Raw genomic sequence first — 12,568 nt, forward strand, 5'->3', positions numbered from 1 at the left:
CTATAATAAATTTATAAAATGCTATTTTATTAGTTATAATTATTTTCTGCTAGATTCTTATCCAATTCACACATACTATATTAAAAATGACACTGACAACAAAAAAAGAATAAAAGCACCCCCTCTATTATTTAGACAAGTCTTTTATTCTTCTTTAGTCTAACTGCTCTTTTTATATATTTTGGAGAGCATGATGCAGTTTCCAGTTCACTTCAATCTGTCCCGAAGACACGGTGAATTCAAATCGTTTTTCCTCCTGATAGAATTTGGGATTTGAATATCCTTTCTTCTTCACATATTTTTGTAGATAAGCAATGTTGTCTAAACTTACATTTTGCAGGGAAATTATGGCACATGTATTAGCTGGCACCTTGACTTGAAGGACCATTTCCTTCTCGTCTTGAATCTCCCATTTCACCTTAATTTCGCCATATACAGATTCATATTGGGTTTCAGCGAACTTTAACCGATTACCATAATGTGGTTCAATCTTGAACTTACGGTACCCAGGTTGTAGTGGGGTTAAACCGCCAATATGGCGAACGAGCCAATCCCCGATACAACCGAATGCATAGTGATTAAAAGAAAAAGATCCCACTCTTCCGTCCGGTTTAATAGCTTCCCATGACTCCCAAATAGTCGTAGCCCCATTTTTCACCTCATATAACCAAGAAGGACAGGCAGTCTGGAAGAGAAGCTTAAATGCAAGATCCTCGTGTCCATTTTCACATAGGACATCCATAATATAAGGAACCGATAAAAATCCAGTATCGATTTTATAATTGTTTTTTTTGATTAACGCTACTAATCGATTTACAGCATTTTTCTTTCTATCGCCTGATAGAAGGTTAAAGGCAATGGCAATGGTATAAACACCCTGATAATCCGCTGTCAGCAGACCTGAGTCTTTAACATAAGCCATTTCAAAGGCTTCTTTCACCTTATTATGGAGATCCTGATAATAATCAGCCTCTCCTTGTTTGCCAAGAATTTTGGCAATTTCAAATAATAAGCCTGCTGAATACGCATAAAAGGCAGTAGCCATACAGTCTTTTGTTGCATGAGCAGTAGCAATTGGCCCTTGCGGCTTTTCACCGAGCATAAAACTTGGGATCATCCAGTCTCCAAAATGGAACTTCGTATCCCACAAATAACGCTCATACTCATGCTTAACATTTTCTTTATTTTGTGCCGCACTTTTCTGTACGAAATCCAGCCATTTTTCCATTGCCGGGTAGCATTGTTCAAGAATTTGTCTATCTCCATACCTTTGATACATGACCCATGGAACAATAATAATAGCGTCTCCCCAACCCGCAGAGGAAATAGTGCCCGTAAATTTGACATCATTCCAGATATCCTTTGGTGCCGGACAGTAATTGAGGACTTCCCCTTCTTCTGTCTGTTCCAGCTGTAAATTCCATAGCCATCTTGTTAAAAATGCTTGCACATCCATATTAAAAGCAGCAGTAGGAGCAAAAACCTGTAGATCACCAGTCCAACCAGCTCTTTCTCGTTGCGGACAGTCCGTTGGAATAGACAGCATATTGCCCTTTTGGCTCCATTGAATATTTTCCCATAGTTGATTAAGGTCTGGATTAGAGGTGGTAAATTGACCTGTTATCTTCATATTTGAATACAAAACAATGGCTGATATATCCTCTGGTAGTAATTCAGAATCATAGCCTGATAGACGGACATAGCGAAAACCATGAAAAGTGAAAGTCGGTTCAAAAACCTCTCCTTCCTCGCCGCTCGCCACATAATAATCTGTTTGTTCTTTGTTGCGTCCCACAATATTATTAAAAAATTCTCCTTTTTCGTTCAAAACTTCACTATGTTCCAGTTTAAGTTCCTGTCCTTTTGAACCCTTCAACTTCAGCCGAACACGTCCAGCAATAACTTGGCCGAAATCTATAATATAAGCTTGACTCTGATCTTTCCATATTCTATTAGGAGATAGGATTTCAATTGGTTTTACAAATTCTCCATATTGGGCACGCAGATTGTCAAATTTATAATCAGCCAGTTCAACTGGTACCCATTCACGGGTTTCACAATAATACCCTGGTTGATCCCAGCCAGACTTTTCTAATCTTTTATCTTGTTTCTCCCCTATGAAAATATCACTATAAACATAGTGACTGTCAGCAGATAAAAATGAGTGATCTGATGCAATAATTTGCTTGGTTTGATCCTCAAAAGTAATTTCTAGCTGAGCAAGCAATCCCAGTCTGTTGCCAAATTGGGAGCTGCCTCCAGGGATGCTTATTCTTCCTGCATACCATCCATCAGCCAAGATCACCCCTAAAACATTTTCCCCTATGCAAAGATAAGGCGTCACATCATAAGTTTGGTACTGCAGATAATTAGAATAAGAAGTGTGATCTGGTGTGAATTTCGCCTCCGTTATCCTTTGTCCATTTATTTTTGAGTGATATAGACCATGAGCGGTAATATAAAGCCGAGCTTTTTCTATTTTTTTTTGGTCAACCTGAAAAGATTTTCGCATCATTTTTGGCGGGTGCAATCTTTTTTCCGGAGGAAGTCTATCTGATTTCTTCTTATTTATAAACATATCCTCCAATGTTAACTCAGGTTCTTCTGTTACATTTAACTGTTGCGGTTCGATCCATTTTGCCACCCACTCTTCCTCTTGTAAAAGACCCATTTCCCATTGTCCTTCATCACTCCAGGCTGATTTTTCTTCATGGGAACACCAAACACGTACTTGCCAGCAGTATATGGATTTGCTCTTTAATAGAGGGCCTTCATATTTAATATTCACAGACTCCTTAGCAATTACTTTATTTGAATCCCATATTAAGCTTTTTAAGCCTGAGGATTCTTTTTCAAATACATTTATTTGATAGGCCTCCTGTGAAAGGTTTGGTTTTTCACTTTCTAGATTCCAGCTAAAACGCGGCTGTAAAATATCAGTTCCCATTAGTGTATATTGATTTTCTATTTTTAAGTTAATGACCTTTATCAAAATTATTTCCTCCTCAAGTTCCTTCGATTTCTCGTGTTGTTTATAAAGTAAGGTGCTACGATCATTTCAAAAAGAACAGCTGTTGTTGCCATGATAATCAAGGTTATATTCACACAGAACCTCCTTAATATATAGATAAAATCCAACAAGCACCGCGTCGATTTTATTTCGAGTATTTACTTAGCAATGTTTATTTTAGGAAATTCTTCTCTTTCCATTTCCGGTATCGGTTTAACCATCACGCCGGCTAAGATTCCAAAGGCAGCTAGAACTCCAAAGAATACAGGATAGCCTCCTGCCGCAACAATTGGACCTGCAGTAGAGTTTGCAAGAGATCCCCCAATGTCATGTGCAATATTGACAATCCCCATATCTTTTGCTGCGTCTTCAGGGTGTGGAAGGATTCTTGTCATAAGGGCCATATCTACTGCCAAGAACATTCCAAAACCAAGGGAAATAACAGCACCACATACGTAGGAAATAGAGATACTCGGAGCAAAACCAAGACCAATAATACCTATTGCGGTAATCACTGCAGCAAGAAAAACAAATGGTTTTTGGCGGCCAAATTTATCTGAAAGGGCACCACCAATGATACTAGCAACCGCCAAAACAGGTATGGTTATGTTTGAGTTAGTTGAAACAATTCCTGCCAATGCCTCTTGGGAGACATGAAAATGTTCAAGATAATAAACACTCGTAAAAGAAGTAGCAGTGTAGGCCACCCCCATAAAAAGTCTTGTTAACACTCCATATGTGAAGGATGGATATTTTTTAGGGCTTGGATAAATGCGAGACATTTTTTCACTGAAGGTTAATGTATTATTTTGTCCGCGTTCTTTTTGATACTCCACTTTCCCTTCTTTTACTAATACACATGTAATAATTGCGGAGATAATACTTATGATTCCAAGTAATAAAAATTTGTTTTCAACACTCCAACTATTTAACATGAACATTAAGTTGAGCCCAACAAGAATCGCAACTGGACCGATGAGACCAAAGATTCCTGACGCCGTACCACGTTTATTTTCCGGCACTTGATCGGGAATAATTGCTGTTGTTGCAGTCAGCATAAAGGATAGAAGGATTTTAGCTAGCAACCAAAATACCAAAAGTATGGTGAAGGATTTAGCCGTACCAACTCCGTAAAGTGCTGCAGCTGCTCCAATTGCACCAATTAATATCCAAGGTCGGCGACGGCCAAATGCTAATGTGGTTCGATCACTGATCATACCGGCCAGATATTGACTAAAAACACCTGTGATTCCAGTAGCTAATCCAATAATACTAAAATTAATGGTAACGTTTTCAGGATTAAGCATAGCCAATTTAACTGTAAGCAAGAATGCAAGTGGGATAACCATGGCAATGTTATAACCAAAGCTTCCAATAGAAATACCTGCAATTAATCGAGGAAAAGGTGTTTTAATTACATTAGAATTCATTTTTATAACCTTCCTTCTTTAATATTTTTTAAACTTTGAAAGCGCTTCTATATACAGTGTATCCCAAGAACCAATAGGTAACTATAGCCATATACGACAAAAATACTATCCATTTCAAACCTTATTGTTAGATAATTATCACGATTATGATAAATATACCTGTAGCAATCTAAAAAAATCCACACAGATGCATGGATTTTTTAACATAGTCTCTAGAATTTTATCTAAAGATTATTGTATGAACTTCTAGGCTATTAACCTTACTAAATTTTAATTTTATCTGATGCTTACCTGAAGATCCTTGAAAAGAGGAATTCATAATATGTCCTTTATCTAGAATAATACTTCCTGAAGCTTCTTTTTCATTATCTAAATAAATTTTAATTTCACCACTACCAGTGCCTTCTATTGAGATATCATTAACTGGCTTTTCCCATTCTACATATCGATAAATAGCCTCGTCCCCGTCTCTTATATCAGTTAAACCTTCCCATCCATTTTTTAAAGGAGCAATGTAAACACTGCCGGTTAACTGACATGCCCGATAAGCCTCTATTATTTCAGTAATGGCAAATGGTCTGCCAGCCCCTTGAGAAGTCATTTTAACTTCCTTAATGCTACCATCTTCATTAAAGAAAATGGGTTCAATGCAGAGCCTACGTTTTTGCTGCCTATTCTGAGAGCTTCGATGATAAAATACATACCACTGTCCATTCACTTCTTCAATTGAACCATGATTATTCCAGCTCTGCGGATCACAACCATCGTTATCAACAATAACTCCCCTATACTGAAACGGTCCAAGCGGTGATTTACTAGTTGCATAGGCCAAGGACGTAGGTTTGCCGCGAACCATGCTGGAATATAAAAAATAATATGTATCTTCACGTTTTCGAAGTGAACTGCCTTCATGAAAATAATGTTCCTCTTCGGTAACAATATTATATAAAATAGATCCTTCTTCAAACTCGACCATATTGTCTTTTAATTTTGCAACATGGGCAAAGAACTGTCCCCAATAGAAATAGGCCTGACCATCATCATCGATAAAAACGGCTGGGTCAATTCCACCACATGGTAGTTGAGCCGGGTTATTAAATGGACCTTCTGGTTTATCTGCCACTGCAACCCCTTCGCTAGAATCGGCCATACAAAAATACAGATAATATTTCCCATCCCTGTAAATGGCATCTGGTGCAAACAACATATCATCCGGGAACTTGGGAATCTCTAACTTTCCATCCTTGGTATCTTTTTGAATCATTTTCTTCAAAAATGGTGTCGGCTTTGTCCAGTCAATACTACTTGGATACTTTGGTGCATTCTTATCAAAAATCCAAGGTATTTTACTTGAATCAAACGATACTCCATGATCTACCCAATCAACCATATTGTCTGATGAAAAGACCCGATACTCTTTACTACAGAATATATTCTCCTCTTGATCCCAAGAACCATATACATATACTCTGCCATCTGGCATAACATGTGCTTCTGGATCCGGAATATGTAAATTTGATGGTAGAACTGGATTGCGACAATCTTTATATTCTTTCATTTTTCCACTCCTCTAAAAATCTCTTTAAAAACAAACTAAAAGCTGGAGATTACACTATTATCCATTAATAAATGCCCTGGGTTCATAATAAATCTCAAATGAAAGCGCTTCTCATTTAGTGTATAAAAGGTACTAGCTAATAACAATAACAATATCCACCAAAAATCCTATCCATTTCAAACATGATAAAAACACCTAAATCCTCTTAAGGCGCCAAAGTAATTTTTAATTTTGTCCAGGTAACTCGTAAACTTCTTTATCTAACTTTTTAGCTAGTTCAAAAACAGGTAAAAAAAGAACAACCACTACACAACAGAAGTGATTGCCCTTTTTATTTACCTTATAAATTGAACTTTCTAATTAAATATGTTGGTGTACAGCTCCATGCATGACAATAGCTATTAATTAAATGGCTTCCATAAGGTGAATAGTCTTTATTCTTAGGATCATATAGTTCCCAGAAAGTATCCGCTCCATCTTTAATCATTCCACCCCAGTATGCTTTCATTTCGGTTATTGCCCGCTCTTTTTCATCAGAAATAATTAGGGCTTCTACGAGATGATGATACATATATGGAGTAGCTAATCCAACAGCTGGTTTAACTTCCAATAAACGCTTCATGAGTTGTTTATTTTCTTCCTCATTAAAGACCCCTGCAAGTACCATCCAAATTTGGCTTGCCCATGATATCTGTCGGTCTGCCCCACTAATAAAAAACTGTTGTTCTTCATCCCAAAGATGTTTTTTTGTGGCTTCCACTATTTCTTCTAATCTCTCTTTCAGTGTGTATCTCTGAGGCGATTTTAATACATTTGCAAGATTAATAGCCTGCTTCATAGAATAAATTAATACCGCCTGAGAAGGTGTTTGCTTATTTAGACCTTCCTCCCAATCAATGAATGACCACCAGTCTGAAGAATCTCTAACAATATGATTCTCATCAAGACGGTCAAGCGCAAGCTCTATTTGTCGATATGCGGTAGACCATAGTTCCTTTAACGTCTCCATATCCTTTGTTGCATAATAGTAATCATGTAAAGTGGAGATGAAAAAGAGCGAATAATCAAATAAATAAGTGTCATCTGCAATAAGTGTTGGCGAAACAAAAATATTGGCAGTAACTTTACCATGTTTATCTGGTACAGCAGCGAAAAGGTAAAGACACCGCTTTACAAGATCATTCGTTTTAAATGTTTCATAGTTTGCAAGTGCCTGCAATCGTAAATCACCAAGCCATAGACGGCGGTCACGCTTTGGTCCGTCTTCAAATACATCCTGCATGCAATCTGCCAGAGTTTTAATACTGATTTCATCCATTTTTTTTAGTAATGGATCTTCATGAGAAATGGTTCCAATAGCAGCTATATCTGCCGATGTAATCGCTTTGCATTCAATATTTTCAAAAACAACCCGATATTTTGGAGATGTCTCCAGTACTTCAAATTTTATATACCTAAAACTATAGCGCCTTGGTAATTTAATAATACCTGGAAGAACATCCACGAATATTATTTCTTCTTGTAGCCATGAACTGCTTAGCCACCCATTATAGTTTTCAAATGGTTCTGCCATCTCAACAGGCATTTCACCAATCGTCAATTTTAATTTAAGTGGTGCATCTGGAGGACTCCCAGTTGAACGAACATCGATAGTAAGATAGCCTACATAATGATTGCCAAAATCGAGTATAAAAGAATCATTTTTACCATAATCTTGGTCTGAAAGGGTTGAAATGGGAGCTATAAACTCAGACTTCCAGCCATGAATAACGTTTGAATCTTCTTTTACTTCTATTAAAGCTGCCGGCTTCACAATGGTTTCAAAAAATTTGGGCTTTAATCGTTCTGCTTGATCAACAAACTTTTCATTTCTAACAATGACTTGATCCTTCATTTTTTGAATACTCATACCGCTTCCCCCTGATTTGAAGTCTTCTTTTTAGAATTACGTGCATCAATATCTGCACGAATTTGTGGGTATATTTTATCTAAATCGTAAAATCTCATGATAATCATGGAAATTACAACAAATATTGCCGGGATGATAAGATAGCCCATTTTAATTGCCAGTAAGGCATCATTTGTCTGTGTGGTATTCGGTGCATAATTTCCCCATGTTAACATTAGTCCAAATAATGCTCCAGCAATTGCCATTGTTACTTTCCCAATAAATCCATTTAATGCGGATAAAATACCAGCTGCATTAATACCAGTTTTCCATTCTCCATAATCAACAGGATCTGCTTGCATAGAAAAATAGATACTCTGACGTGTTCCGTGACCTATTGCAGCAATAATAGCTCCTACTATAATAAATGGAATAGAGGCACCCACAGCTAGCATAAGCAAAATACCTAACAAATTTACAGCGCTGGCAATCATAAATAAGTTGCGCTTGTACATTCTTTTCGCAATGATTGGGGTAATAAAAGTTCCAGCTAGAGGAACAAATGAACCTATTCCTGCTATTAAACCAACAAGATCTGGACGATTAAGATTGTATGTGAAGTAATAAATGAGAGCACCTTGCTGAAAGAAATATGCACCCCACATAAACAAAATATTTAATGCAAAAATATAATATGGCTTATTTCCTTTCAAGGTTAAAAATGCTTGTTTTACAGTTATTTTTTCCTCTTGTACTATTACTTTTTCTTGAACATTTTTAAATGTAAAAAAGAATAAAAGGCAAGCGATTACAGAAAAGATTACCATGGTCCAGAAAAAGCCTTGTGCTTGTGAACCATTTCCTAGTCCTTTTACCATTGGCATAGTTAGTACACTAACAGCAGTCGCCCCAATGAATGAAAAGATTATACGCACTGTTGCCAACATAGTGCGTTCTTGAGGATCGCTAGTTAAGCTTGGCAAAATAGAAGCTAGAGGTATATTTACCATCGTATATGCAATAGAAAGTCCTGTATAAGTAATATAGGCATAAAGCAATTTGGAAGCTGGACCAACATCTGGCACATAGAATGCAAGAATACCTAGTAGCGCGAAAGGAATAGCCCCATATAAAAAGTATGGTCTTGATTTCCCCCACTTTGTATTCGTTTTATCAATGAGAATTCCCATCAATATATCAGCAACGCCATCTATTATTCTTGTTAACAAAAAGAGCAAACTTACTTGGACTGCTGCAATTCCCACAACATCTGTATAATAGAACATTAAGTATAACCCAATCATTTGCCAAACTAAGTTACATGATAAATCTGCTACACCATAACCAACCCGTTGACGCCATACACCTACTGCTGATTTCATTGTATTTCCTCCTGTGCATTACAAAAAGTTGAACTAGTTCTTATTTATATTAAAACGCTTTCTGAATACGGATACAACGAACGGTTTACAGATAAAACATGCTCTTTTTACAGGCGCATATAAACACTTCTCTACAAAGTAAAAATGTAGAGTTATTGTTGGTTCATTTTTTTTTACGGTAATGATTTGGTGTACATCCGTAATGATCTTTAAACTTTCGGTGAAAGAAACTACTGCTTTCATATCCGATTTCAAATGCAATTTCTCCGATACTTTTAGATGTATTTTTTAGTAAAACAGAGGCCCGAACCATTTTTTGCGATTGCAGAAGCTCTATAAATGTTTTTCCAGTACGCTCTTTTAGCATATTCCCTAAATAATTAGAGTTAAAGTTAAATTGCTTTGCAAGGGAAGTTAAAGTACACTCTTTATAATTTCTTTCAATATAGTGAAGAATTTCCATAATATTAGTTCGACCAATTTTTTCTTCACTTTCAAAATTTTTATCTAGTTGGTATATACGCATTAATTCTATAAAGAGCACAGGTAATAACGCAGAGACTATTTCAAGGGAATAATCAGATGGATCAAAAAACTCACATAATACCTTTTTAATCGTGTATTGCAATTCATCATTATCTTGAGAATGAAATAATATATACCGATCATGTACCTGATTCTCTGTTAATGCATTTAATAAAAACTCTGATACAACCCCTTTGCCAGTAAATTGTGTCCAGAATGCAGTAGAAAAAGTCTCTTTTTTCATAATAATATTAATAAGAATATCGTCTTTACCTAAAGCTGGTATGCTATGAGGAACGTCCGTATCTAATAAACAGACCTGCCCCTTTGTTAAGGTGATTTCCTTTTCATTAATAATTTGTTTGCAGATTCCAGAATATACATAGTTAATCTCAATAAAGGAATGTATATGAAGGGGCATATCCGCAAAGCGATGATGCTTATTAATAAAAATAGGTCCCCTATGAAAAAAATATTCTTCTTGCATTCTTGGAATATTACTTCCACTTTCAATGAGCAGTTCATGTCCATCAAAATCATTCACATTATTTCCTGTTTTTATTTGAACTTCTTCAATATAATCAAATTTTCGTAAGTATTCATCAAGTTGCTGATGATTCACTATTTGGTACCTCCCCTTCTTAATAGTTTACTACCTAGCTTTATTTAAATAGATAATGGCTAATTATACCTTGGAGAGAAATCACTAAGCAAACGAATTTTTTTATCAAATGTATACTTAAATCTCCCCTATGCTGTCTTATATAAACGATTTAGGATTCTGTCTGATTAAGGAATTCTTCAATATGTCAGTCCCGTAAACACTAAAAACATGGACCATCCTGGAAACGATTTTGGCTTTTGCGGCTTTTGGAATGGTATTAATCCTAGATTTATTTAATAGGCAAAACCGCAGAATTTTTTTCTCTGCGGTTTTTTACTAGATTAAATTAAGAGAATAAGCTTATTGAAAATATCAATACGTAAGCAGCTTACGAACCCACAACACATCCGCTCAAGAAACAGGAATAAGAGCTAATTAAAAGTCTCCTTTTTCACATCATTTCTATCCCATATAATTTTTACTAAGTATATAAATTTCTTTATGGACTATGTTCATAAAGAATGTTGCAATTGCAAATAGTTTTTTGTTCGGATCAACTCAGTGCTAGTTAAGCCGTAGCTATCCTAATGCGTCTAATTGGTTGAACTTTTGGTGTTCAACCGGAAGTCGCGTTTACTTTCATCGGCGAACTTTGGCTTCCTAAAAACACTGTTTCTATCTTGGAGACTTTTCTTTTTATAGGCAGTGAATCCAATGATTTCTTCTGTTTTCCAGATCCACCGCGTCTCTTTTTCTCCCCTATGTAGGTAATAGACATTGTTGTCTATTTTGTCCTCTCCTTTTTGCTTGAAAGGACTACTAATAAGGAGATTGGAATTTCCTGCGACCATAATGTTGTTTTCAATTCTATTTTGTTTTGTATTATATTGAAGGAGCAGCTGTCCGCCATCTTGGTATTTTGTATCGTTTTTATACAGGATATTGTCGGTAATTATGCTTTTTATGGTGCTTCCTCTTTTGCTGTCATATCCTCCTATTGCAATCCCTGCGCTTCTATTTTCATAAATCATATTTTTTCGTATAGTAATAAAACTGGTGAATTTGCCCGCATGTTCGCTAGCCGCTTCTATTCCTATATCGTTTTTATATGTCTTATTTTTTTCAATAATAATCTCTTTTCCACCGTCCACATAGATTCCACCAGCGGAATAATGGTTTCCATAGGCTGGATTTCCGTAACTGGATATTTGATAGACCGTGTTATTACTGATAATTCCGTTTCTTGCCTGATCAAACGCTTCATCAGGGGATACGCCTTCAAATCCGATAGCATCAATTCCTATATTATCGTTTCGTCTTACGATATTGCGTGTAACTTTGAAGTTCGATACATTCCCGTTTAATACCAGCGTTTCACTGGCACCCAGTTTCATGTCTTCTAGTTTATTGCCCGAAATCAAAATATCTTCAATCGCTTGTGGTGCTTTTGTTCCGTATACAGCAATCCCATGAGCGTTCCCATTTTTATGATGCGTTTCGATATGGTGAACATGGTTCCGCAAAATGCGGATTCCTTTTCCGCTCCCACTGATGAAGATGCCAATTGGCACTAAGTCTTCTTGTCTTGTTTTGTAATTTTTGATTTCAAATCCATCAAGGGTGACATAGCTTTTGTCCTGTACCGATACTAAACCTTGATAGTCCCATGATACCTTAAGACCTCTCCCATCAATGATTGCCTTTTCCTTCGGATAAGCTTTAATAATGATAGGAGCATTTTTTAATCCAGATCGTCTTATGACAACTTGTTCATTGTAGATACCCTTTCTTACATAAACAGTTGTACCAGGTTTTGCTAAATTAACGGCTTTTTGTATGGTTTTTAAAGGCTTTTTCTTGCTTCCCACGTTTTTGTCATTTCCAGCCGAAGACACATATAATTTATTTTTCAAAGAGACCTTTTCTGCATTTCCATGCAGGACCATCCCAATTGAAAATGCCAGCAAAAGAGACATCATTACTCTTACTTTTTTCTTCATCTATGTTCCCCTTTGTTGATTCTTTTAATTTAAACTATTACTTTTTCATCTTCTCTCATTTTTGTGTTCGCCTATATTCATTTGAGCAACTATTTATACGAACATAACCTTACTTAAATGTTGCGTCCTGTTAGGTGAAAAAGAAGCTGTGGAGTTAGTATATTTTTATGG

At 36.2% G+C, this 12,568-nt stretch carries 7 protein-coding genes; all 7 read right to left on the reverse strand.

Annotated features, from left to right (window positions below; translation table 11 throughout):
• Positions 1 to 172 precede the first annotated feature (172 nt).
• On the reverse strand, positions 173 to 2,992 hold the full coding sequence (locus tag CWS01_RS10150) for an alpha-L-rhamnosidase (RefSeq protein ID WP_205161146.1): 2,820 nt from the start codon (positions 2,990 to 2,992) through the stop codon (positions 173 to 175).
• 176 nt (positions 2,993 to 3,168) lie between these two features.
• A complete protein-coding gene (locus tag CWS01_RS10155) occupies positions 3,169 to 4,440 on the reverse strand; it encodes an MFS transporter (protein ID WP_101177077.1) in 1,272 nt (423 codons plus the stop codon).
• 220 nt (positions 4,441 to 4,660) lie between these two features.
• Positions 4,661 to 5,998 carry a family 43 glycosylhydrolase gene (locus tag CWS01_RS10160; protein ID WP_101177078.1) on the reverse strand — a complete coding sequence of 446 codons (1,338 nt, stop codon included), beginning with the start codon at positions 5,996 to 5,998 and terminating at the stop codon, positions 4,661 to 4,663.
• A 340-nt stretch (positions 5,999 to 6,338) separates the two neighbouring features.
• Positions 6,339 to 7,907, reverse strand: coding sequence for an alpha-L-rhamnosidase-related protein (locus tag CWS01_RS10165; RefSeq protein ID WP_101177079.1), 1,569 nt, complete (start codon positions 7,905 to 7,907; stop codon positions 6,339 to 6,341).
• Positions 7,904 to 9,268 carry an MFS transporter gene (locus CWS01_RS10170; protein ID WP_101177080.1) on the reverse strand — a complete coding sequence of 455 codons (1,365 nt, stop codon included), beginning with the start codon at positions 9,266 to 9,268 and terminating at the stop codon, positions 7,904 to 7,906. The genes CWS01_RS10165 and CWS01_RS10170 overlap by 4 nt, the downstream gene beginning before the upstream one ends.
• Positions 9,269 to 9,431: 163 nt before the next feature.
• Positions 9,432 to 10,415 carry an AraC family transcriptional regulator gene (locus CWS01_RS10175; protein ID WP_101177081.1) on the reverse strand — a complete coding sequence of 328 codons (984 nt, stop codon included), beginning with the start codon at positions 10,413 to 10,415 and terminating at the stop codon, positions 9,432 to 9,434.
• 575 nt (positions 10,416 to 10,990) lie between these two features.
• A complete protein-coding gene (locus tag CWS01_RS10185; protein WP_101177082.1) occupies positions 10,991 to 12,397 on the reverse strand; it encodes a DUF1565 domain-containing protein in 1,407 nt (468 codons plus the stop codon).
• Positions 12,398 to 12,568 lie beyond the last annotated feature (171 nt).

The organism is Niallia nealsonii (genome assembly GCF_002835805.1).
Classification (GTDB): Bacteria; Bacillota; Bacilli; order Bacillales; family Cytobacillaceae; genus Niallia; species Niallia nealsonii.